The sequence below is a fragment of the Thermomonospora echinospora genome, from assembly GCF_900108175.1.
In the GTDB taxonomy this organism is placed as follows: Bacteria; Actinomycetota; Actinomycetes; order Streptosporangiales; family Streptosporangiaceae; genus Thermomonospora; species Thermomonospora echinospora.
The window spans coordinates 54,669-76,873 of the sequence record NZ_FNVO01000017.1; the positions used below are offsets into that span (position 1 = coordinate 54,669).

At 72.3% G+C, this 22,205-nt stretch carries 24 protein-coding genes; 15 read left to right on the forward strand and 9 right to left on the reverse strand.

From position 1 onward, the window contains the following. Nucleotides 1-41 precede the first annotated feature (41 nt). The 3 genes from C4U03_RS42135 to C4U03_RS29320 all read left to right on the forward strand — a co-directional run bounded on the left by C4U03_RS42135 (nucleotide 42) and on the right by C4U03_RS29320 (nucleotide 1,910). Nucleotides 42-239 carry a cupin domain-containing protein gene (locus tag C4U03_RS42135; protein WP_235018232.1) on the forward strand — a complete coding sequence of 66 codons (198 nt, stop codon included), beginning with the start codon at nucleotides 42-44 and terminating at the stop codon, nucleotides 237-239. A 3-nt stretch (nucleotides 240-242) separates the two neighbouring features. Then, entirely contained in the window at nucleotides 243-830 is a 588-nt protein-coding gene (locus C4U03_RS29315) for a helix-turn-helix transcriptional regulator (RefSeq protein ID WP_235018233.1), read from the forward strand. Between the two features lie 102 nt (nucleotides 831-932). After that, a complete protein-coding gene (locus C4U03_RS29320; RefSeq protein WP_103942265.1) occupies nucleotides 933-1,910 on the forward strand; it encodes a sterol desaturase family protein in 978 nt (325 codons plus the stop codon). Nucleotides 1,911-1,963: 53 nt separating this feature from the next. Here C4U03_RS29320 and C4U03_RS29325 read toward each other — a convergent pair whose 3' ends face one another. After that, the gene (locus C4U03_RS29325; protein ID WP_103942267.1) at nucleotides 1,964-2,653 is read right to left on the reverse strand and encodes an enoyl-CoA hydratase-related protein; all 690 of its coding nucleotides are present in this window, start codon (nucleotides 2,651-2,653) and stop codon (nucleotides 1,964-1,966) included. Nucleotides 2,654-2,706: 53 nt separating this feature from the next. On the opposite strand from C4U03_RS29325, the gene C4U03_RS29330 reads away from it, so the two are divergent. Both C4U03_RS29330 and C4U03_RS29335 read left to right on the forward strand, forming a co-directional pair. Continuing rightward, complete coding sequence (locus C4U03_RS29330; protein WP_103942269.1) at nucleotides 2,707-3,291, forward strand: TetR/AcrR family transcriptional regulator; 585 nt, start codon at nucleotides 2,707-2,709, stop codon at nucleotides 3,289-3,291. Between the two features lie 1,049 nt (nucleotides 3,292-4,340). Continuing rightward, nucleotides 4,341-5,396, forward strand: coding sequence for a tyrosine-type recombinase/integrase (locus C4U03_RS29335; RefSeq protein ID WP_103942271.1), 1,056 nt, complete (start codon nucleotides 4,341-4,343; stop codon nucleotides 5,394-5,396). 244 nt (nucleotides 5,397-5,640) lie between these two features. Here C4U03_RS29335 and C4U03_RS29340 read toward each other — a convergent pair whose 3' ends face one another. Then, nucleotides 5,641-6,210, reverse strand: coding sequence for an erythromycin esterase family protein (locus C4U03_RS29340; RefSeq protein WP_407701462.1), 570 nt, complete (start codon nucleotides 6,208-6,210; stop codon nucleotides 5,641-5,643). A 24-nt stretch (nucleotides 6,211-6,234) separates the two neighbouring features. Between C4U03_RS29340 and C4U03_RS40700 the strand changes: the two genes are divergently transcribed. Continuing rightward, entirely contained in the window at nucleotides 6,235-6,396 is a 162-nt protein-coding gene (locus tag C4U03_RS40700; RefSeq protein WP_160147133.1) for a MerR family transcriptional regulator, read from the forward strand. A 239-nt stretch (nucleotides 6,397-6,635) separates the two neighbouring features. Here C4U03_RS40700 and C4U03_RS29345 read toward each other — a convergent pair whose 3' ends face one another. Together C4U03_RS29345 and rsgA are read right to left on the reverse strand one after the other, a co-directional pair. Beyond that, nucleotides 6,636-7,148: a GNAT family N-acetyltransferase gene (locus C4U03_RS29345; protein ID WP_103942273.1), complete on the reverse strand. Its 513-nt coding sequence runs from the start codon at nucleotides 7,146-7,148 to the stop codon at nucleotides 6,636-6,638. Between the two features lie 89 nt (nucleotides 7,149-7,237). Beyond that, nucleotides 7,238-8,311 carry a ribosome small subunit-dependent GTPase A gene (gene rsgA / locus C4U03_RS29350; protein ID WP_103942275.1) on the reverse strand — a complete coding sequence of 358 codons (1,074 nt, stop codon included), beginning with the start codon at nucleotides 8,309-8,311 and terminating at the stop codon, nucleotides 7,238-7,240. 375 nt (nucleotides 8,312-8,686) lie between these two features. Between rsgA and C4U03_RS29355 the strand changes: the two genes are divergently transcribed. After that, nucleotides 8,687-9,763 (forward strand): tyrosine-type recombinase/integrase, encoded by a 1,077-nt coding sequence (locus C4U03_RS29355; protein WP_103942277.1) that lies wholly within the window; start codon nucleotides 8,687-8,689, stop codon nucleotides 9,761-9,763. Between the two features lie 75 nt (nucleotides 9,764-9,838). Here the strand turns inward: C4U03_RS29355 and C4U03_RS29360 are convergent, their stop codons facing one another. After that, on the reverse strand, nucleotides 9,839-10,240 hold the full coding sequence (locus C4U03_RS29360; protein ID WP_103942279.1) for a DUF1707 SHOCT-like domain-containing protein: 402 nt from the start codon (nucleotides 10,238-10,240) through the stop codon (nucleotides 9,839-9,841). A gap of 372 nt (nucleotides 10,241-10,612) precedes the next feature. On the opposite strand from C4U03_RS29360, the gene C4U03_RS29365 reads away from it, so the two are divergent. Beyond that, the gene (locus C4U03_RS29365) at nucleotides 10,613-11,383 is read left to right on the forward strand and encodes a DedA family protein (RefSeq protein WP_103942454.1); all 771 of its coding nucleotides are present in this window, start codon (nucleotides 10,613-10,615) and stop codon (nucleotides 11,381-11,383) included. Nucleotides 11,384-11,501: 118 nt separating this feature from the next. Then, a complete protein-coding gene (locus C4U03_RS29370) occupies nucleotides 11,502-12,188 on the forward strand; it encodes a phosphatase PAP2 family protein (protein WP_103942281.1) in 687 nt (228 codons plus the stop codon). A 158-nt stretch (nucleotides 12,189-12,346) separates the two neighbouring features. Here the strand turns inward: C4U03_RS29370 and C4U03_RS29375 are convergent, their stop codons facing one another. The 4 genes from C4U03_RS29375 to C4U03_RS40705 form a co-directional block, all read right to left on the reverse strand. Continuing rightward, complete coding sequence (locus tag C4U03_RS29375) at nucleotides 12,347-13,018, reverse strand: response regulator (protein WP_103942283.1); 672 nt, start codon at nucleotides 13,016-13,018, stop codon at nucleotides 12,347-12,349. A gap of 28 nt (nucleotides 13,019-13,046) precedes the next feature. After that, a complete protein-coding gene (locus C4U03_RS42640) occupies nucleotides 13,047-14,753 on the reverse strand; it encodes a sensor histidine kinase (protein ID WP_146087568.1) in 1,707 nt (568 codons plus the stop codon). A gap of 127 nt (nucleotides 14,754-14,880) precedes the next feature. Then, nucleotides 14,881-15,522 (reverse strand): LysE family translocator, encoded by a 642-nt coding sequence (locus C4U03_RS29385; protein ID WP_103942287.1) that lies wholly within the window; start codon nucleotides 15,520-15,522, stop codon nucleotides 14,881-14,883. A 66-nt stretch (nucleotides 15,523-15,588) separates the two neighbouring features. After that, complete coding sequence (locus C4U03_RS40705) at nucleotides 15,589-16,308, reverse strand: hypothetical protein (protein ID WP_160147134.1); 720 nt, start codon at nucleotides 16,306-16,308, stop codon at nucleotides 15,589-15,591. A 177-nt stretch (nucleotides 16,309-16,485) separates the two neighbouring features. Here C4U03_RS40705 and C4U03_RS29400 point away from each other — a divergent pair, with 177 nt between their 5' ends. From C4U03_RS29400 to C4U03_RS29430, 6 genes are all read left to right on the forward strand, one after another. Then, complete coding sequence (locus tag C4U03_RS29400) at nucleotides 16,486-17,496, forward strand: AAA family ATPase (RefSeq protein WP_103942291.1); 1,011 nt, start codon at nucleotides 16,486-16,488, stop codon at nucleotides 17,494-17,496. Nucleotides 17,497-17,514: 18 nt separating this feature from the next. After that, complete coding sequence (locus C4U03_RS29405) at nucleotides 17,515-18,525, forward strand: DUF58 domain-containing protein (RefSeq protein ID WP_103942293.1); 1,011 nt, start codon at nucleotides 17,515-17,517, stop codon at nucleotides 18,523-18,525. Next, on the forward strand, nucleotides 18,522-19,469 hold the full coding sequence (locus C4U03_RS29410; RefSeq protein ID WP_103942295.1) for a VWA domain-containing protein: 948 nt from the start codon (nucleotides 18,522-18,524) through the stop codon (nucleotides 19,467-19,469). Before C4U03_RS29405 ends, C4U03_RS29410 begins: the two co-directional genes overlap by 4 nt. A gap of 74 nt (nucleotides 19,470-19,543) precedes the next feature. Then, nucleotides 19,544-20,209: a class I SAM-dependent methyltransferase gene (locus tag C4U03_RS29415; RefSeq protein WP_103942297.1), complete on the forward strand. Its 666-nt coding sequence runs from the start codon at nucleotides 19,544-19,546 to the stop codon at nucleotides 20,207-20,209. Continuing rightward, nucleotides 20,206-20,799: a TrmH family RNA methyltransferase gene (locus C4U03_RS29420; protein WP_103942299.1), complete on the forward strand. Its 594-nt coding sequence runs from the start codon at nucleotides 20,206-20,208 to the stop codon at nucleotides 20,797-20,799. The genes C4U03_RS29415 and C4U03_RS29420 overlap by 4 nt, the downstream gene beginning before the upstream one ends. 421 nt (nucleotides 20,800-21,220) lie before the next feature. Then, the gene (locus C4U03_RS29430; RefSeq protein ID WP_103942301.1) at nucleotides 21,221-22,189 is read left to right on the forward strand and encodes an alpha/beta hydrolase; all 969 of its coding nucleotides are present in this window, start codon (nucleotides 21,221-21,223) and stop codon (nucleotides 22,187-22,189) included. Nucleotides 22,190-22,205: the final 16 nt, after the last annotated feature.

Here is a 22,205-nt window from a genome sequence, read left to right on the forward strand (position 1 = left end):
CGGATCAGTCGCCACGCCATCGGTCGCTTTGGGCGGGAGCGGTGGAGTTGCGGCCCGGGCGGCTGACGTTCGCCGGTGAGCTGGGGGCGGCTCACCGGCACGCGCACGCGGCCGCGCAACTGCTGCTCGTCACGGCGGGCCAAGTGATGCTCACCGACGGGCACGGCCGGACGGCCCAGGCGCGGGCGGCGCTGATCCCGGCGGGGGTACCGCATGCCCTGCACGCACGCGACGCCTAGGGGATGACGGTGTACATCGACTCCGCCGGCCGCGCGGGGCGTGCACTGTCGGCCCGGGTGCAGCCCGAACGCGACAACGTGGGCGCGTGGACCGAGGCCGCCCGGCCCGCCCTGGCCGTGGTGGAGGAGGCCACGCCCGATCTGCAGATCGCCGAGCGCGCGGTGGCGACGCTGACGGGTGGTGCGGTGGCGGGCGATGCAGCGGCGGATGGTGCGTGGTCGGGCGGGCGTGGGCCCGGGGGGCGGGGCGATGCGCTGGACCGTGCCGTTACGCTTTTGCCGCAGCTGACCGGCGGACCCATCCGACTGCCCGAGGTCGCCGCGGCCGTGAGCCTATCGCCCAGCCGACTGCGTCACCTGTTCAGCGAACGACTCGGCCTGCCGTTCACCGCCTACGTCCGCTGGGTCCGCCTGCGGGCCACGATGCACACCGTCCGCGAGGGTGGAACGCTCACCCAGGCCGCGCACGCCGCCGGGTTCACCGACAGCGCCCACCTGACCCGGGTGTGCCGCGCCATGTTCGGTATCACCCCCACCCAGGCCGCCCGCGCCGCCGGATGGCACCCACCCCGACACCGGCACCCCCGATAGCACCACCGGCCCCGCCCCGGCCCTCAACTGCCCCCCCCAGCCGGCCGGGTCCAGCCGATGCGTACAAGGCCCGGTGCCCTGGCCCCGGCCAGGCTAGGCCTCATGAGCACGACAACGATCACCACCGGTCCGCTGCCCGCGCGGGCGGTGCGGACGGCGGTGCGCTACGGGTACGTCCCGGCGATGCTGCTGGGCGTCAACGGCGCCGCCATTGCGCTGACCACCGCCGGGGCCACCCACGGGGCCGGGAAGGTGTGGCTGCTGGTGCTGCTGGCCGCCGCCATCGCCGCCTCGTTCGCCGCCGAGCACCTGCTGCCCTACGAAAGCGATTGGAACCGGCCACTGGGCGACGGCCGCCGCGACGCCGCACACACCCTGGTCAATGAGACCCTGATCCTGGGCAGCCTCGCCGCCATCCCCGCCCTGGCCGCCGCGGTGACCGTGGCCGATACCTGGCCGCACCACTGGCCGCTGTGGGCGCAGGTACTGGCGGCGATCCTGGCCGCCGACGCCGGAATCACCCTGGTGCACTACGCCAGCCACAAGATCGGCATGCTGTGGCGCTTCCACGCCGTGCACCACTCGGTGAAGCGCTTCTACGGCCTCAACGGGCTGATGAAACACCCCTTGCACCAGACCATCGAGATGACCGCCGGAATCACCCCGCTGCTGGCGGTCGGCCTGCCCGTCGACGTGGCCTCCGCGCTGGCCTTGGCGGTGGCGGCGCAACTGCTGCTGCAGCACTCCAACGCCGACTACCGCATCGGCCCGGCCAAGCACGTGCTGGCGCTCAACGAGGGCCACCGCTTCCACCACCTCAAATGGGCCGGGATCGGGGACGTCAACTTCGGCCTGTTCACCCTCATCTGGGACCACGCCCTGCGCACCTACTCCTACGACGGCGCCCGCCGCTTCACCTCCGACGACCTGGGCATGGCCGCCAAACCTCACTACCCGGTGCGCTACCTGGCCCAGCTGGCCGAACCCTTCAAGACCTCCGGCGCCTGCACCACCAGCCCGGCCACAGGCACCGCCGGCACTGCCGCCCTGGAAGGCGCACGATCTCGCGCAGCCCAGTAGACAGTGTCTGCTCCTGCCGGTAGCGCCTTGTGCCGCCAGGACCGGGAGGATTCTCAAAGCCGCAGGGCCAGACGGGCCTCGTTTCGGGCCGCCTCGTCCTCCGGCAGGGCCCACTGGTCCAGGACGGAGCGGCGGGCGGTGTTCAGCGCTTCGAGCGGTAGACGGGCCACAGCCTCGGCCAGCGTCAGGGCCTGTTCCAGGGCCTGGCCAGGGTCGACCAGCTGGGTGATGAGCCCGTAGGCGAGGGCCTGGTCGGCGGAAACGCGGCGGGCGGTCAACAGGATGTCCAGAGCCCTGCCCTGGCCGACGAGGCGGGGGAGACGTACGGTGCCCGCGTCCAGGCACGGCAGGCCATGGGCCAGGTTGAGGGCGCCGAACTCGGCGGTCGTAGAGGCGACGCGCAGATCGGCCCACAAAGCGAGCTCGAAGCCGCCGCCGAAACAGTAGCCCTCGATCGCCGCGATCACCGGCTTGGCCGCAGGCGTGCGGGTGACCCGCATGGGCGGCGGACCGTCCACGGTGGGGATGGGGAAGTCACCCGCGGCCATCGCCTTGAGGTCATTGCCGGCGCAGAAGGTGCCGCCCGCGCCGGCCAGAACGATGACGCGGACCTGGTCATCGCGTTCGGCGGTATGGGCGGCCTCAGCGAGGGCCTGGGCCATGGGGCCGTCGACGGCGTTGCGCCGGTCGGGACGGTCGAGGGTGATCACTTGGATGGGGCCACGGAGTCCGGTACGGATCATGCCGCGGATACTAGATAGATCGATCTAGCGAAAGCAAGGGCTAGGCTGCCGGGATGGGTTCTGACACGCGGGCGCGGCTACTGGAGACGGCAGCGCAGTTGTTCCGGGAACAGGGATACGCGGCGACCGGGCTGAAACAGATCACGGCCGGAGCAGGGGCGCCGTGGGGGTCGCTCTACCACTTCTTCCCCGGCGGGAAAGAACAGCTCGGCATCGAGACGATCAACCATGCGGGCGCACGCTACCTGCGGTTGTTCGACCTGGTGTACGAGCGGACCGAGGCGAACGCGGACGAGGCCGTCCGGGACATCTTCCAACTGAGCGCCGAGGCCCTGGAGAAGTCCGGGTGGGCCGACGGGTGCCCGATCGCCACCGTCGCACTGGAGGCGGCCAGCACCAGCGAACCGCTGCGGCACGCATGCGCGGAGGTGTTCGCCGGCTGGCGGGCCGCCACGGCACGCCGGTTCGCGGCCGAGGGCATCGAGCCGGCCGAGGACCTGGCGATCTACGTGCTGGCCGCGTTCGAGGGAGCCCTCATCCTGAGCCGTACCAGCCACGACACCAGGCCGTTGCGGGTGACCGCCGACATCGTGGCCCACACGATCCGCCGGCGGCGCCTGAAAGGCGGCATCCCCTGACCCCGTACACCCCACGTGCCGACGAGACAACCAGGCTGCCCCTTAAGGATCACAGCCCCCTCCAGCTAGACCACCGCCAACCCTCCGGAGATGGAGGAACAGCCTCACAGCAGACCACTGTTCAACGCCTCGGCCGTACCAAGGCACAGAACCGGACAGCCCGAGACGGTCCGCCGAACCACGGCCCCGGCCGGATCCGCGAACACCACATCCGCCGGCGTCAAGGTGGAGAACCGGATCAGCTCGTCCCGCCCGAGGTCCGGGGAACGACCGCAGCCACTCCAGCTGATCATCGGAGAGCAGCCAAGCCGCCACCCACCCTCGCGATCCTGCCCTTGCATAAACGGCACGAACCGTGGCACCCCGATCACCGACCGTCCCGAAAATCCGTATCGGCGCAGGTCAGGGATATCCGTTGTTGTCCCATCCCGTACTACCGACACCCCCGGTGGGGGAGAGGTGCCGGCAGATCGTTGGTCCGTCCAGGCGGGGGAGCGGGGAGCCGGAAACTCCTCGACGCAGGGGTCACCGAGGAGCACCGCAACTCCAGGCAGAGCCGGAACGGGCGCCCAGGGCGCCTTGGTGATGCGCCACCTCGTCGGGGTCGCGCAAAGCCTGGAGCGGGTCTCGGGAATGCCATGCGGCAGGCCACCGAATACGACGGGGACGGGGTGGACGTCCCTCACCGGATCCCAAGGCCGGCTCCAGATCCACCCGGCCGGCCTCCACGATCAGCGGCGGCGGATCAGAGACGTCCTTGAACGCCACCCGGCAAGCCATGCGGCCGGCCCCGGACGGCCGTGCGATCGGGCGAACCGGGGCGAGTGATCGTCGGCGGGCACCCGCCGCTCGCATCCTGATCGAGGACGTGTGACCCTCGCTGTTGCCGAACGTCGGGCCGCCCTGGACCGGCGGCACGCCGGCGGTCACCGGAACGTAGCGGCCAGAGCGCGGCGGCTGCGCCGAGTCCCGCCCGCCACGCCGGGCGGCCGAGGGGAGGGAACCCTGTATCCAGGATAATATGTATTATCCTGGATACGGAGGTGGGTGTGGCCGAAGAGACCCTGCTGGAGCTGAGCGAACGCTGGCTGGACCACAAACGCGCGTCCGGACGCGGCATGTCCCACAACACCGAGGCCGCCTACCGCGCCGACCTGCAAGCCTGGGGCCGCGCACTGGCCGACCACCACGCGGTCACCGTGCCCGACGACCGGCACCCGCTCCAAATGCTGCATACCGCGCACCTGACCGGCCGGGCGCTGACCGCCGCCGCGGCGTCCTTCTTCCGCAACAGCAAGTCCGCGGCCACCCGCAGCCGCAGGATCTCCGCCGTCCGCGGCTGGTGCGCCTGGCTGGTGCGCAACGGCCACCTGCCCGCCGACCCGGCGGCCGACCTGGAGACCCCCCGACTGCCCCGCAGGCTCCCGGTCGCGCTGACCGACGACCAGCTCGGCCGGATCGTACGCGCCGCCTCCACGCCCAATGAGCACGGCCGCGGCCAGTGGATCCTGCTGGACCGCGCCCTCATCGCCCTGTTCGCCGGCGCCGGGCCGCGCACCTCGGAGGTGGTCGGCCTGCGTGTGCACGACGTCGTCCGCGACGACGGCGGCGTCCTGCTGCGGCTGCGCGGCAAGGGCGGCGCGCACCGCAACGTCCCGATCGACGAGGCCGCGGCCGAGCCGGTCGAGGACTACCTGGCCGACCGGCGGGCGCGCCTGGGCGACTTCGGGCCCGGCGACCCGCTGCTGGTCACCCTGACCGGCCGGGCGATCACCACCGGGATGATCGAGTACCGAGTGGACCAGTGGTTCCGGCGTGCGGGCGTTCGGCGGCCCGAGGGCGAGCTTGCGCACGTGTTCCGGCACACCTACGCGGTGGGCGTGCTGCACAACGGGGCGTCGCTGAACGAGCTGCAGGCCGCGCTCGGTCATCAGAACCTGGCCACCACCAGCATCTACACCAAGGTCGCCGCGGACGGGCTGCGGGACCTGGCGGCGACGGCGCCGGTGCTCAAGCACCTGCGCGCCACCCGCCCGCAGGTGCCCGCCACCGACGCCACCGATGGCGATGACACCACCGGGGCGCCGCCGCCCGCCCCCTCCTGACCTTCCGGCCAGGCTCTGCTCCCCCCGGCCTCGCTTCACCCCAGAACAGGGATAGATGCGACTTTCCGTCCTATACCGGACAGAAGCTGGATTCTGTCTGGTATGAGATGGGAGCGCCGATCTGGTCATCCTCGTCTGTGGCTGTGGGCTTGTCAGCTGAGGGCCCAGGTGCGCCCGTACGTGGATGAAGTGCTCACCCATATCGACGACCTGCGCCAACAGACGTGAACCCGCCCGGCTCTCGTCAGGGGCCGCCGCGGACTGACCCTCGGGAGTGCGCGGGCCGGACACCGTCGCGGCCTGGGCGGTCAGATTCGGCTCCAGACGGCTGCTCATGTCCAGCTCGAACCGGCCGTAGGAGTTCACGTGCGTCCAGAACAGTCTGCGGGACGTCCTTGACGAACACGATGCCGTCGCTGTCGGCCAGGTGGGCCGGGTCCAGCGGGGAGTAGCCGTAGTAGGGGGACACGCGGGGGGCGGGCCGCGCGTTGCCGAAGGTGGTGACCAGCCGGCGGGAATCGACGACGTAGTGGTCCTCCGGGAGCACGTACAGGAGCCCTTCGACGGTGTCCGGAGGCGGGGTGTCCACTCCCTGGTGCCGGATCGTGCCGAGGGCCGTGGCCAGGAAGGCGTACTCCTCCCCCAGGCGGGTGCTCACGATCGCGCCGGCGCTCCACCACTCCAGTGGCAGGCCGCCCATCCGCATCGTGCTCTTGTGTCGCTGGAGGTGGGCGTTGTGGGCGTGGACCAACGTCGGGCCCCGCTCGGCGATGGCGAAGAGGTTGTCGGCCATCATCGAATCCCGCTGACCCACCAGCTCAGGCGGGGTGGTTACCTGTTGGAGCAGATCGCCCCGCTGATCGCCCAGGTGCGGGCGGCCGGTGGGCTGGAGCCGCTGGAGGGCGCCCTTCGCGACTGGCGGGGCCGGCTGTCCGCCCGCGGGCGGACGATGCTGACCGGAGCCGCAGAATTGGAGGCCTACCTCCGCGAACGCGGATGAGGCTTCGGCCGTCTGCCGAAGAGGGGCCTACGCGAGCACGCCCGTTTAGGGCTTACGAACACGTTTCATGCCGGCGCCCTTCATCTCTGAACCGTTCCCTTGGGTGTCGGTGTGCGGTCGCTGGGAGCCGGTGTTCTCCAGGTCCCGGGTCGAGGGAGAGTTCGCGGGTTGCATGGTCGAGGGTGCCTGCCGGCGACGGACGACCGATCGCCGGCAGGCACCTTGATGACGTGCCGAGGTCAGAGTCCGAACGCCTTCGGGTAGTGGATCGTGCCGGCCGGCACGGGCCGTGTGGGGTCGAAGGCGAGCGCCATCATGTACTTGTCCTCGACGTCGAAGGGCGGCCGGATGGCGTGATCGGAGGCCGGGGTGAAGCCGAAACGCGGGTAGTACTCGGCGTGGCCCAGCACGAGCACGAGGTTCTCACCTTGCTCGCGGGCGGCGCGTAGGACGGCGCGGATCGCGGCGGAGCCGGCGCCTTGCCGCTGGTGCTCGGGCCTGACGGCGCACGGGCCCAGGGTGAGCGCCGGAGCGTCATCAACGTGGCAACGCGTGAGCAGGGCGAAGCCGGCGATGCCGCCGCCGGGCGCCTCGGCGATCTGGGACAGGCCGGGGATCCACGCCTGCGGGTCGGCCCGCAGCGCCTCGACCAGGTCGGCCTCGTGCGGGGTGGGGAAGGCGGCGAGGTTGACCTCGCGGATCTGGGCGAGGTCGGCGGCGGTCTCGGGGCGGGTGGTCCAGGAGACGGTCATGGCAGGGTTGGGGTCCGTTTCTGTGCTCGTCTGCGGGCGCGGGCGTACGCCTGTGGCGTGGCGGGGATGTCCGGGGGGCCTGTGGCCGGTCATGACTTCCGGTTTCTGAACTTGTAGGTCGCGCGCAGTTGGCTGGTGATGGCCTTCTGCCGGTTGCTGCGCTCGGCGCGCAGCCGCGCGTCCTTGCGTGAGGCCGCCCAGGCGTTCTCGCGTTGCAGTTTGCGATAGCTGTTGAGGCGGCGTTCGGTCAGCTCTCCCGCCTCGATGGCGGCCAGTACCGCGCAGCCGGGCTCGGTGTGGTGGGCGCAGTCACCGAAGCGGCAGTCCCGGGCGAGGTCTTCGATCTCGGCGAAGACGTGTTCCAGGCCGTCGGTGGTGTCGTAGAGGCCTATGCCGCGCAGGCCGGGCGTGTCTATGAGGACGCCGCCGCCGGGAAGGGGCACCAGCTCGCGGCGGACGGTGGTGTGACGCCCCTTGCCGTCCTGTGCCCGTACCTCGCTGGTGGCCAGGAGTTCGTCGCCGAGCAGCGCGTTGCCGAGGCTGGACTTGCCCGCGCCCGAGGAGCCGAGCAGGACCGTGGTGCTGCCGCTCAGCAGCGCGGTCAGTACGTCGAGGTTCTGACCGGTGGTCACGCTGGTGACTAGGACGTCCACGCCGGGTGCCAGCGCGGCCGCCTCGGCGTGCGCGGCGGCCGGGTCGGGGGCCAGGTCCGCCTTGGTGAGCACGATCAGCGGCCTGGCGCCGCTGTCCCAGGCCAGGGCCAGCAGCCGCTCCAGCCGGGCCGCGTCCAGCGCAACGGCCAGGGAGACGACGACGGCGACGATGTCGATGTTGGCGGCGAGCACCTGCCCGTGGGAGGAGCGGGAGGCCGACGAGCGCACGATGGCGCTGCTTCGCGGTAGCAGGGCGACCAGTTCCGGGTCGGGGCCTGGGCGCAGCGCGGCCCAGTCGCCGGTGCACGGCGCCTGGAGCGGATCGGGCGAGTACGCCGCCGCGATCCGGGCTCGCGTCGGCCCGGACTCGGTGACCGCGTCGCACAGGCCGCGGTTCACCCGTACGATCCGGGCCGGCATCAGGCCGGCCTTGTGGTGTTCTGTGAAGGCGTGGTCGAGTGCTGCGGTCCATCCGTAGCGGGACAGGCCGGAGTCGAAGAGGTTCGACAAGGTGAGGCACCTTTGGTGAAGGGGCCCCGACGAGACGCAGACGCCGCTCCGCCTTAGCAGCCGGACGGGCTTACGGCAGAGAAGAAGTGGGTCAGACCGGGGCCCGGGACGTGAGGATGGTCAGGGTCGTCCGGGCGCTGCTCACGGCAGCGGCCTTCACCGCGGTCATCAAACCTCACCTCCCTTTCCTCCGAGAATCCAAGACCAGCAGATCGGGAGCCTAGCACTTTCGGTGGAAGGCAGCGATCGCTTTTTTGCCGGCCTCGGTCGCGGGTTCGGACGGCGGAGCGGAGGGGCGGCCGGGTGCGTGCGGCGGCCGCCTGTGGTGGCCGGGGTGTCGGGGTTTGTCGGTGGGGGCCGTTAGGGTTCCGGTGCATGCGGCCCGCCAAGATCGAACCCGTCTCCGTACAGGAAGCCGTCGACCGTTATGTGGAGATGGTGCGGGCCAAGACGTTGACCGGGCAGTTCTCCCCCGCCACCGCCGAGGTGTACTGCCGTGACGTGGGCACCTTCGCGGAGCTGGCGGGACCGGGCCGGGTACTGGACGAGCTGGACGGCGCCGATGTGGACGCGGTGCTGCTGGCGTTCGCGCGCCGCGCCGACGGCCGCCGCCGCGACGGGCAGGCCCTGGATGAGCGGGGCCGGGAGGGGCGGCGGGTGGGTGAGGCGGTGCAGAGCGCGGCCTCGCAGGCCAGGTTCCGCCGGTCGGTGTCGGTGTTCTTCCGTTATGCGGTGACGGCGGGGTGGGTGCAGCTGGACCCGATGCAGGCGGTGACGGTGTCGGCCAGGCAGCGGGGCGGGCTGCGCGCTGAGCGGCGGGCGCTGACGGTGGAACAGGCCGGTGGGCTGGTGGGCGCAGCGCAGCGGCTGGCCGACGACGGCGGCGGGCACGGCCAGGGCAGGCGGCGCGACCAGCGGACCGAGTTGCGGGACGCGCTGGTGGTGCTGCTGCTGGCGACGATGGGGCCGCGGGTGTCGGAGCTGACACGGGCCAATGTGGAGGACTTCTTCGTCAACGACGGTGACCGGTACTGGCGGATCTTCGGCAAGGGCGGGCGGACGCGGGACGTGCCGCTCCCCCGTCCGGTCGCGCGGGTGCTGGAGGCGTATGTGGAGCGGGGCCGCCCGGTGCTGGACCGGGGGATGGAGCCGAAGGCGTTGCTGCTGTCGTGGCGGGGCCGACGGCTGGCGCGCGGTGATGTGCAGGCGGTGATCGACCGGGTGCTGGCGCGGGTGGAGCCGTCACGGCGGCGGCAGGTGACGCCGCACGGGCTGCGGCATACGACGGCGACGCACCTGCTGGCGGCGGCGACGGACATGGACGCGGTACGGCGGGTGCTGGGGCATGCGGATCTGTCGACGCTGGGCCGTTACCGCGATGAGCTTCCCGGGGAGTTGGAGGCGGCGATGCGGATCCATCCGCTGTTGCGCGGCGGTCCCGGTGAGGGGTGATGAGGCGGGGCGGGCCGCCGGTGCCTTGACGGGCTCGGTGGCGGGTCCGGTACGGAGGGGGCCTGGAGCGGCGGGTCAGTCGCGGTCTTGTGGCCAGATGAGGTAGGTCAGCAGGATCGCGGCCCAGATGCCCAGGGGCACGGCGGGCCAGTAGGAGGCCCACTGGTGGTCTTTGAGGGACTGCGCGGCCCAGATGAGGTTCATCACGAGCGCGCCGCCGAGCCAGTACTGGACTTCCTTCAGCCATGCGCGGCGGTCGTCCTGCCGGTGGGCGGGGTCTGTGGTGGTCTGCCCTCCGGTGGCCGCCGAGGGTGAGGGCGGCAGGTCGGCGGTGAGGGCGGCGAGCTGGCCGAAGGTGGTGGCGGTGGCGGCGCGGGTGAGGCGGCTGTCGTGTTCGGCCGGGTCGAGGCGTCCTTCGGCCAAAGCGTCGCCGAGGGCCTGGATGGTGGCGTCGCGGTCGGCGTCACCGGCGCGCATCCAGGGCTCCTGCGATGTTCGCCGTGATGGTTGAGGGTGTGCTCGGGGAGCGTTCATACCGGTCTCCTTCCTGTGTTCAGCCTGGCCCTGTGCGGGGGTGTTTTCATCCTCCGCGGCGATGAGCGGGCCGTACATCGTCGGCAGGACGCCTGTGGACGGCCCGCCGCCCGGGCCCGGGTCCCCAAAGGCAGCTCCGCGTAGTCGTGGGGTCGGTCATCCGGGCGGATGAGCGGTCACCCCACCGAAAGTGGGGGGTGGAGGGTGCCGTGGGTGGGATGTGGGGGCGCGGCGGGATTTCTAGGTTCGGGGAGGTGTGCCGGGCCGGGTCGTGGGGCCGGTCGTGTCGAGGGTTCGGGTAGGCGGGTGGGGCAGATGATCGATCAGGTGCTAGAGGGGCTGCGGGGGGCGGTGACCTCGCCGTGGTTTTACGCGGCGTTGTTGGCGTTCGCGTGCGTGGACGCGTTCTTTCCCGCGGTGCCGAGCGAGAGCCTGGTGATCATGGCGGGGGTGTACGCGGCCTCGGGAGAGCCGAATCTGGTGGGGGTGGTGGCGTGCGCGGCGGCGGGCGCGTTCGTCGGTGACCACGTGGCGTTCTGGATGGGGCGGTCGTCGCGGGGACGGGTGAGCCGGTGGCGGCGGCGGACGCGGCGGGGCCGGGCCCTGGAGCGGGCGGAGCGGACGCTGCGGCGGCGCGGCGGGCTGGTCCTGGTGGTGGCGCGGTACGTGCCGGGCGGGCGGACCGCGGTGACGGTGACGATGGGCGCGGTGGGGTATCCGGCGCGGCTGTTCGTGGTGTTCGCGGCCGTGGCGGCGGTGAGCTGGGCCTGGTACGCGGCGCTGGCGGGCTATGTGGGGGGCCGGGCGTTCGAGGAGGACCCGGTCCGTGGGCTGCTGGTCGGGTTCGGGCTGGCGGTGGGGATCACGGCGGGCGTGGAGTCGGCCCGATTCGCGTGGTCACGGCGGGCGGGCCGGGCCGGGCGGGGTGCTCGGCGTGGTGCCACTCCCTTGCCGGCCGGTACGGCGAGGGACGGGGCGGACGCGGCCGGGGGCGTGGGGTGTGCGGGGACGCTGAGGTCCCGCCCGGCTTCCACCCGTTCCATACGGTCCTGTCCCCGGTTCGGTGACCTGCGACCAAGATCGTGATTATTCGGCACATTACGGTGAACCACGTGTGAACTCTGCGTGTCTGATGGAGCATCTGTAGGTGTACGCGGCCTTCACACGGGTGTGGGGGTCTTGGGGTGAAAAGTCGAGGGAGAGCATGCAGGCGCCGGATTTCAGCGCGGAGTGGTATCGCAGCATCACCGAGTTCGCGCATGGCACTCCCCCGTGGGTGCACACGGTCGCCGAGGTCGGCACGGACGCCGGGCTGCTGCTGTTTGCGGCGCTGTTCGTGGCCGGCTGGTGGCGGGCGCGCGCCCGTGACGCGCGGACGATGGCACTGGCGCTGGTGTGCCCGCTGGTGACGGTGGCCGCCTACCTGGTCAGCGAGGTGTCCAAGAGCCTGATCGAGGAGGAGCGGCCGTGCCGGGCCGTGGCCGGGGCGATGAACATCGCCGAGTGCCCGGCGGTGGGCGACTGGTCCTTCCCCAGCAACCACGCCACGATCGCGGCGGCGTCGGCGATGGCGCTGGCGGTGGCGTGGCGGACGGTGGCGCCGCTGGTGCTGCCGCTGGCGGCGGTGATGGCGTTCTCGCGGGTGTTCGTGGGCGTGCACTACCCGCACGATGTGGCGGCCGGGTTCCTGCTCGGCTCGCTGGTAGCGGCGGGGCTGGCGCTGGCGGTGGCCGCACCGGCGGCGCTGGCGGTCAGGCGGCTGCGGGACCTGCCGGTGACGGCCCCGCTGCTGACGGCGGCCGTCCTCCCCGCGCAGACCGTGCCGGGCCCTGCGACACCGCAGGACCCGGCGGCGGTGACGGGCGCCAACCGCGACGGCGTGGGGGTGTAACCCGGCCGTGTGATCACCGCTGACGGCGGCGCCGCCGGCGACACGACGGGTACGGGCGGCCCGGTTCCCCTGGCAGGGACCGGGCCGCCCGTCTTTGTCCCCGGCGACCGTCCCCGGCGGCGATCACAGCCGGCCCACCCGGGGTGGTGAAGAGACGGTCAGAGGCCGGGAACGTCGGTGACGAGCCCGGCCTCGTGAGCCAGAACCGCCGCCTGGACACGGTTGCGGACGTCCAGGCGGGTCAGGATCGCGCTGACGTAGGCCTTGACGGTGCCTTCGACGATGTGCAGCCGGCCGGCGATCTCGGCGTTGGACATCCCGGCGCCCAGCAGCGCCAGCACCTGCCGTTCACGGGTGGTGAGAGCATCGGTGCGGCGGCGGGCGGCGGCCCCGCGCGCCATGCGGTCCCCGCCGCCGAGATGAGCGATCACGCGGTGGGCGACCCGCGGTGACAGATAGGCGGCGCCCGCGGCAACGGCATGCACACCGGCCAACAGCTCACGCGGGTCACCAGACTTGAGCAGGAACCCCGCCGCGCCCTCGCTCAAGGCACGGGCGATGTAATCGTCCTCCCCGAACGTGGTCAGCATGATCACGGCAGTGGCCGGGGCGGTACGGCGGATCTCGGCGGCGGCCGCCAGACCGTCCAAGCGGGGCATGCGGATGTCCACCAAGGCGACGTCGGGCCGATACCGGTGGGCGGCCTCGATCGCCTGGTGGCCGTCGGCGGCCTCAGCAACGACCTCCAAAGCGGGGTCGGTGGCCACGATGGCACGGACCCCGGCGCGGATCATCGCCTCGTCGTCGGCCAGCAGCACCCGGATGCTCAACAGCGTTCCCTTTCACCTGTGGGGACGGTCAGGAGTTCGCGGCGGCGTCACCGGACACAGCGGCGGCGAAGACGTCCTTGGCGACCAGCCGGCCGCCGGCGAAGCACAGCCGGTACACCTGCCCGACGCCCAGCGGGTTGGCATCAGGCCGGTAGTGCTCGCAGGTGCTGCCGGGCGGAGCGGGCGGCCCCGTGGACGGCGACCCGCCCCACCACTGCCGGGCCGGCAGGACATCGGCGATCTCGGCGCGGGTCTGCCCGACCGTCAGCCCGGCGAACGCCGCCGGCGGCAGCACCGAGTTGACGGTGGCGTGCACGTAGTAGCCGGCCATGACCGCCGCCAGGGCGGCCAGGAGAATCAGGTCACGGCGCAGCAGACGGCGGCGCCGCGCCAGCTGCGAGGCCGTGCCACCGGACCGCTCCCCCACACCGGTGCCCACCGGCACGTCCGGGCGGGCGGTGCAGGCGGCCAGGCGGGGAAGACGCGCGCTGACCTGGAAACCGTCACCAGCGGTGGGACCGGTGCGCAGGGTGCCGCCCGCCAGGCGGACACGTTCCCGCAACCCCGTCAACCCGAGCCCGCCGCCGGTGCGGACCGGTGGCGCACCGTCCGGCGGCGCGGCGTTGGTGACGCTCACCACGGTGTGGCCGGGCGAGCGGGCCAGCCGTACGCTCACCGCGGCGCCCGGCGCGTGCTTGGCGGCGTTGGTGAGGGCCTCCTGCACCACCCGGTAGGCGGCCCGCTCGGCCATATCGACCCTCATGCCGGTCATCGGCGCCGCCCGCCCCTGCTGCCCGGACGAGGCATCACCAGCGCACCCCTGAGTACCATCCTCAAAGCCGTCCTCAAGGCCGCCATCGTGCAGGACGACGGCCATACCCGAGGAGGCGGCCCGTTCCACCAGCGCGGCGATGTCACCGCCGGCCGGTTCCAGCGGCGCCGGCTCGGCATCCTCGCGCAGCATCCCGATGATCTCCGCGAGCCGCTCGGTGGCCACGGCCGCCGAGACGCGCAACTCGGCGGCCGCGGCCCGATGCCGCTCCTCCAAGTCGGCGGCCAGCTCCAGCGCCCCGGCGCGCAACGCGATGAGGCCGAGCTCGTGACCCAGTCCATCGTGCATGTCCTGAGCGATACGGGAACGTTCACGCAGCCGCTCTCGCTCGGCGATGATCTGCTGCTCGCGTTCCAACTGCTCGGCACGCTGCCACCCGGCCCGCACCAGCTCGATGTACTGCCGCCAGGCCCGCCCGGCCAGCCACGGCAGCACCCCCAGCAGCACCAGCCACACCGTCAGCGGAAACCAGACCGTCACCGGCGTCCCCTGGGCCGTGTTGACCAGCACGCCGCCCACGCAGATGAGGGTGTAGGCCCACACCACCGAACGGGTACCCGGCGAATACCGGCCCATCCGGTAGCTGACCACCGGCAACGCGAACACGAAGTTCCCACCGGCCAGCAGCAACGCGAACGCCGCCACCAGCGCCGGCAGCGGCCACCGGATCGCCGCCAGCACAACGGCCAGCACCCCCAGCCCCGCCAACTGCACGGCCGCCGCCGCGGCCCCCTCCGGCAGACCCGCCAGCACCGGCACAGCCAGCACCGCCCACAGCGCGGCACCACGCAGCACAGCACGCCGCCGCCCCCACCACAACGCCCGCCAGGCCCGCTCACCGGCAGGGCCGTCGCCGTGACGCCCCTCCCGCAGACCGGCCGAGGGCGGACCAGTCCCCTTCATCCCGCCGACGCTACAAGGCCCCCGAACCGGCCCAACACTGCCGAAAGTCAACCCTGCCCACGACCGCAGGCCACAAGACCAGGCGCCCAGACCGTTCCCGGCGGCAGACGACGCCCGAAGGCGACGGTCAGCGGGACTCGGCCGCCAGCCGAACCCCCAACCCCACCAGCACCACACCCGACACCTGCTCCAGCCGCCGCCGCACCGCCGGCCGTCCCATCAGCCTGCGCGCCGACCCCACCAGCCACACCACGCACAAATACCACAACACGTCGATCGCCACCCACAGCAGCGACAACACCAACAACATCCCCAGCACCGGAGCCCCCTCCGGCACGAACTGCGGCAGGAACGACACCGCGAACACCCCCGCCTTGGGATTGGCCGCCGCCGTCACCAGCCCCAACCGGAAACTCCGCCCCAACGACCCGCGCCCCGCATCCCCGGCGTCCTCCACCACCGCGCCACCGCCATCACCGCCACGCCGCCGCGCCTGCCACAACGCCCGAGCCCCGAACCACACCAGCACCCCGGCGCCCGCCAGCCGCAACACCTCATAAGCCACCTGAGAGGCCACCAGCAGCGCCGACAACCCCAACGCCGCCGCCACCCCCCACGCCAGCACCCCCGCCTCATTGCCCAGCATCGCCGCCGCACCCGCACGCCGCCCCGACAACATCGACTGCCGCATGATCACCACAGTGCTCGGCCCCGGCGCCATCGAGATCAACAACGCCGCGCCGCAAAAGGCCACCAGAGTCTCCACCATCGCCCCATCGTGGCCACCCCGCCCCACACCCGCAATCACTTACCACCGACGGAGCATTGTGGCGCTCTACAGGTCCCCGCCCTCATCACCCGGACCACCGGGCCGCCCCGGCGACGGCGAACCCGACGTCGGCGACGGAGACGGCGACAACGAAGAACTCGGCGACGTCGACGGCGACGGACTCACCGGCCGCGACGACGACGGCGAATCAGACGGCGGATCCGGCGGCGGCGCGCTCACCTGCGGCTGACAGGCGAACAACACCAACATCAGCAACGCCAGCACCGCCAGCATCACCGCCAACGCCAGCACCGCCGCCGCCAACCGCCGCTCCGGCCCCGGCCGCACCACCGGCTCCCCCACCGGCCCCGCCGCCACCGGCACCGCCGGCCCTCCCCCACCCGACCAGTACGGCGCGAAACCCGGCCCACGCCGCCGAACCACCGGCCGCACCCCACCGGTCAACGCCACCGGCTCAAGAAACCGCTCGGCCCCCGCACGCCGCACCCCACCGGCCGCACCCGGCTCGTACAACACCGCCACCCACGGCGCCGGCCCCTCCGGCTGCGCCGCCACCACCGGCGCCGCACCATCACCCACCGGCCGCCCCGCCCCCGCGGCCGCCTCCAAGATCGCCGCCCGGAACCGGTCCCGCGCCGCCGGATCATCGGCCGCACCCCGCCGCAGCACCGCCACCGTCGCCTGCCGGCCCCGCTCGTCCTCCCCCAGAAACACAATCCCCGCCGGCGTCTCCGCCAGCCGCGCCGACAACCGGAACGGCCCCAACCGCGTGGGATCCCCGGACGGCAACGGCCTCGACATGCCGCCACACTAACAACCCCCACCCGGCCCCCCGCCCCGCCGGACACGCCGACACGGCCCAAACCGCGTCCAGGCGGGTACAAGAGATCACATAGGGTCGACTACGCGACCGCCCGCACGACGACATCGAGGTCCAGCCCCATGACCGTGGCAGCCCACGACATCGACCAGGCCGCCGCGCTGCTCCAGCGCACCGTCGCCGAGATCAAGAAAGTCATCGTCGGCCAGGAGCACATGGTCGAACGCATGATCGTCGCCCTGCTTGCCAAAGGCCACTGCCTGCTGGAAGGCGTCCCCGGAGTCGCCAAGACCCTCGCCGTCGGCACCCTCGCCCAAGTCGTCGGCGGCACCTTCGCCCGCCTGCAGTTCACCCCCGACCTCGTCCCCTCCGACATCGTCGGCACCCGCATCTACCACCCCTCCACCGAACAGTTCGACGTCGAACTCGGCCCCGTCTTCGTCAACTTCGTCCTCGCCGACGAGATCAACCGCGCCCCCGCCAAAGTCCAGTCCGCCCTGCTGGAGGTCATGGCCGAACGCCAAGTCTCCCTAGCCGGCAAAACCTTCCCCCTGCCCAAACCCTTCCTGGTCATCGCCACCCAGAACCCCATCGAGTCCGAAGGCGTCTACCCCCTGCCCGAAGCCCAGCGCGACCGCTTCCTGATGAAGGTCAACGTCCGCTACCCCGGCGCCCACGACGAACTGCAGATCCTGCAACGCATGAGCGTCGACCCCCCCGCCGCCACCCAGATCCTCGACCCCGCCCAACTGACCGCCCTGCAACACGCCGCCGCCCAGGTCTCGGTCCACGAACTGGTCGCCGACTACATCGTCCGCCTCGTCATGGCCACCCGCGAACCCGCCCACTACCGCCTGCCCGACCTGCGCCCCGTCATCGACATCGGCGCCAGCCCCCGCGCCACCCTCGGCCTGGTCGCCGCCGCCCGCGCCCTGGCCCTGCTGCACGGCCGCGACTTCGTCCTGCCCGACGACGTCCGCGCCGTCGCCCCCGACATCATGGCCCACCGCATCGTGCTCACCTTCGACGCCCTCGCCGACGGCATCGACACCGGCGAGGTCATCGACCAGATCCTGGCCGCCGTCCCACCACCACGCGTCGTGTGGAACCACGACCAGGCCGCCCGCGCCTGACCCGGACCCGGACCCGCCATGCACACCCCGCACACCCCGCCCGGGCCACGCCGCAGCGCGAAACTCTCCCGTCTGGCCCCCGAACGCACCCTGCGCCGCCTGGAACTGGCCGTCACCCGCCGCCTGGACGGCCTCCTGCACGGCGAACACCTCGGCCTACTGCCCGGACCCGGCACCGAACTCGCCGAAGCCCGCCTCTACCAGCCCGGCGAAGACGACGTCCGCCACATGGACTGGGCCGTCACCGCCCGCACCACCTCCCCCCACGTCCGCGACCTCATCGCCGACCACGAACTGGAAACCTGGGCCCTGGTCGACCTGACCCCCAGCATGGACTACGGCACCGCCGCCCTACCCAAACGCGATCTGGCCGTCGCCGCCCTGGCCGCCGTCGGCTTCCTGACCGTCCGCCTCGGCGACCGCACCGGCGCCTACCTCATGCACCCCGACGGCCTACGCCGCTGGCCCGCCCGCACCGGCAAAGCCGCCATGTACGCCCTCCTGCAGGACATCCTGGACGCCCCCCTGCAACCCACCCCCCACACCAACACCCCACGACCCGACCTCGCCGACGGCATCGCCTCCCTAGCCCGCGGCCAGACCCGCCGCGGCCTGCGCGTCGTCATCGCCGACTTCCTCGACCTGCCCCCCACACCCACCGCCCCACCCCCCTGGGAACGCCCCCTGCGCCGCCTGGCCACCCGCCACCAGGTCCTGGCCATCGAGATCATCGACCCCCGCGAACTCGACCTGCCCCACGTCGGCCTGGTCCACATGGCCGACCCCGAAACCGGCGCCGTCCACGAGATCGCCCTCAACCGCAAGGTCGCCGCCGCCTACGCCGAAGCCGCCGCCGCCCACCGCGCCGCCAACCACGCCGCGCTGCGCCGCTGCGGCGTCCACCACCTGCAACTGCGCACCGACCGCGACTGGATCGCCGACATCGCCCGCTTCGCGCTCCGCCAGCGCCGCGTCGCCGGACGCGGCGCCCCCGCCGGACGCACCACCGCCACGGGGGCACGCCCATGACCTTCCTGTCCCCCGGCCGCCTGTGGCTCCTGGCGATCATCCCGCTGCTGGCCGCCGTCTACGTGCTGCTGCAACTGCGCCGCCGCCGCTACGTCGTCCGCTTCACCAACCTGGCCCTGCTGCAGCAGGTCGCCCCCCGCAACCCCGGCTGGCGCCGCCACATCGCCGCCGGCCTGTTCCTGATCATGCTCACCCTGATGTGCATCGGCTTCGCCCGGCCCGCCACCGGCGTCAAGGTCCCCCGCGACCGCGCCACCGTCATGGTCGCCATCGACGTGTCGCTGTCCATGATGGCCAAGGACGTCGCCCCCAACCGCTTCGAGGCCGCCAAGGCCGCCGCCAAGAAGTTCATCGGCGACCTGCCCGCCCGCTTCAACGTCGGCGTCGTCGCCTTCGCCGGCGGCGCCAACGTCGTGGCCGCCCCCACCGGGGACCGCGCGGCCGCCATCGCCAGCATCGACACCCTCGTGCTGGCCAAACGCACCGCCATCGGCGAAGCGGTGCTCACCTGTCTGCAGTCCATCCGCTCCTTTGACGCCCAGGCCGGCCAGGACCCCCCGCCCGCCCACATCGTGCTGTTGTCCGACGGGGACAACACCACCGGACGATCGGTCCCCGAGGCCATCGACGCCGCCCGCGCCGTACGTGTACCCGTCTCCACCATCGCCTTCGGCACCCCCTACGGCACCGTCGAGATCGACGGCGAGACCACCCCCGTCGAGGTCAACAAGCTCACCCTCTCCGGCCTGGCCCAGGGCACTGACGGCAAGGCTTATGAGGCCGCCGACAACGACCAGCTGTCCCAGGTGTACGCCAACATCGGCACCTCCCTGGGCTGGCGCATCGAACACCGCGACATCGCCGCCCGCTTCACCGGCATCGCCCTGCTGTTCGCCCTCGCCGCCGCCGGCGCCTCCCTCGCCTGGTTCTCCCGCCTGCCCTGAGACGCCGCCACCGGCCGATTCCATGATCGGCCGGTGGCGCGAGGACCGCCCCGGCGCTGATACGGTCACCGGACGTGGGGGAGCACTACTTCGCCGAGCGGCCCGAAACCGCCAGCCGACGCGGCACCGTCGATCTCGTCCTGCCGGACCTGCACTTGCGGCTGGCCACGGACCGGGGCATGTTCTCCCCGGACCGCATCGACCCCGGCACCCGCATCCTCCTGGAGACCGTCCCCCCTCCCCCGCCCGACGGCGACCTGCTCGACCTCGGCTGCGGCTACGGCCCCATCGCCCTCACCATGGCGACCCGGGCCCCCCGGGCGAGGGTTTATGGCGTTGATGTGAACATCCGAGCTTTGGAACTGGGGCAGGTTAATGCACAAGCCGCAGGCCTTGACAATGTAAGGTTCATCCGGCCGGGGGAGATCGACCCCGACGTCCGCTTCGCCGCCCTGTGGTCCAACCCGCCGATCCGCATCGGCAAGGCCGCCCTCCACGACCTGCTGACCACCTGGCTGGACCGCCTGTCCCCCGGCGCCACCGCCCACCTCGTCGTCCAAAAGCACCTCGGCTCCGACAGCCTGCACCGCTGGCTCGACCAGCACGACTGGCCCACCGAACGCATCGCCTCCCGCTCGGCCTACCGCGTCCTGGCCGTCACCGCCCGCCCGCCCCGGGACCCCGCCGGCCCCGACGACGGCGGCCTGCCGGGACGTCCCCACCGCGAGGAGACCCCATGACCGCGCGCCACGCGCCCCACCAGCCCGAACGGCGCCGCCAGATGCGGCCCACCGACGTCAAGCGCCTCAACCGCGACTGGCGCCGCCGCACCGAAGGCCGCCTGGCCCTCCTGGTCGAATCGGTCACCCAACCGTTCAACACCGGCTCCATCCTTCGCTCGGCCGCCGCCTTCGGCGTCGAGCACCTGTGGCTGGCCGGCAACGCCACCCTCCCCACCCACCGCAACGTCGGCAAGACCGCCCTCGGCACCGAACGCCTGGTCCCCTGGTCCCAGGCCGGCACCCCCGCCGACGCCGTCGCCGCCGCCCACGCCGAGGGCTTCCGCGTCGTGGCCCTCGAACTCACCCACGACGCCGCCCCCCTGCACCAGGCCCCCCTCGACGGCGACATCTGCCTGGCCGTCGGCGGCGAGGACCACGGCTGCTCCCCCGCCCTGCTGGCCGCCGCCGACGCCGTCGCCTACATCCCCCAGATCGGCCGTGTCGGTTCCCTCAACGTCGCCGTCGCCACCGCCATCGCCCTCGCCGAGATCCGCCGCCGCGAATGGGCCCCGCAACCCGGCCCACACGACCACCACCCGAACAACTGACACCCCTCCCCCGGCGAACCGACGCCCCCGGCATCCCACAGGACAGGGGGTCGACCAGCATCGCAACGATGCGCAGCGCCCCTTGGGAGACAGCACCGAAGGCGATCCCGGCCAGGGCCGCGCCGCCGTAGACGGCGAGCAGGCCGGCTCCGTGCAGGCCAGTCAGCGGCGGGGACGACGGCGAGGGTTCCGCCGGTGGCGGCGGTGCGCGCAGGGAGCTCAGGGCGCCGGCGTGCGGGTGAGCTGTCTCCGCAGGGAGCGTGACCGCAATCGCCTGGGCTGCGGACAGGACCGCCAGTACGAGGTACACGGTGACCGGGGGCGGGTGCGAAACGGACGAGGAGGGTAGAGGCCAGGACGCCGGCGGCCATGCCCACCGCCGGTGCGATCGATCGCAACACATCCCTTCGAGGAGTCCGTCATGTCCGATTACACGCCGGCAGCCCCGGTTCTGGAGACCGCCGCGCAGGAGTTCGTCGAGGCGACCGCGAACCCGCCTTACCTGTTCGACCTGGGCCCGGTGGAGGGCCGCAAGGCCGTCGAGGAGGTGCAATCGGGCGAGATCGCCAAGCCGCAGATCGACGAGGAATGGGTCACGATCCAAGGCGGTCCCACCGGCAACGTGCGGGCCCGCATCGTCCGCCCGGCCGGCGCCACCGGCACCCTCCCCGTCATCATCTACATCCACGGCGCCGGCTGGGTGTTCGGCAACGCCCACACCCACGACCGCCTGGTCCGCGAGCTCGCCGTCGGCGTGAACGCCGCCGTCGTCTTCCCCGAGTACGACCTGTCGCCCGAAGCCCGCTACCCGATCGCGATCGAGCAGAACTACGCGGTCGCCCGCTGGGTCGTCGGCGAAGGCGCGAACAACAACCTGGACGCCACCCGCATCGCCGTCGCGGGCGACTCCGTCGGCGGCAACATGAGCGCAGCCCTGACTCTGATGGCCAAGGAACGCGGCGACGTGCCGCTGGTGCAGCAGGTGCTGTTCTACCCGGTCACCGACGCCAGCTTCGACACCGACTCCTACCACCAGTTCGCCGAAGGCTACTTCCTGCGCCGCGACGGCATGCAGTGGTTCTGGGACCAGTACACCACCGACGAGACCGAGCGCGCCCACATCACCGCCTCCCCGCTGCGCGCCACCACCGAGCAGCTCACCGGGCTGCCCCCGGCTCTCGTCATCACCGCCGAGGCCGACGTCCTGCGCGACGAAGGCGAGGCCTACGCCAACAAGCTCCGCACCGCCGGCGTCCCGGTCACCGCCATCCGATACCAGGGCATCATCCACGACTTCGTCATGCTCAACACCCTGCGCGGCACCCACGCCGCCCAAGCCGCCATCACCCAGGCCATCACCACCCTGCGCACCGCGCTCGGCACGATCTGACCCCACGGCACGACGA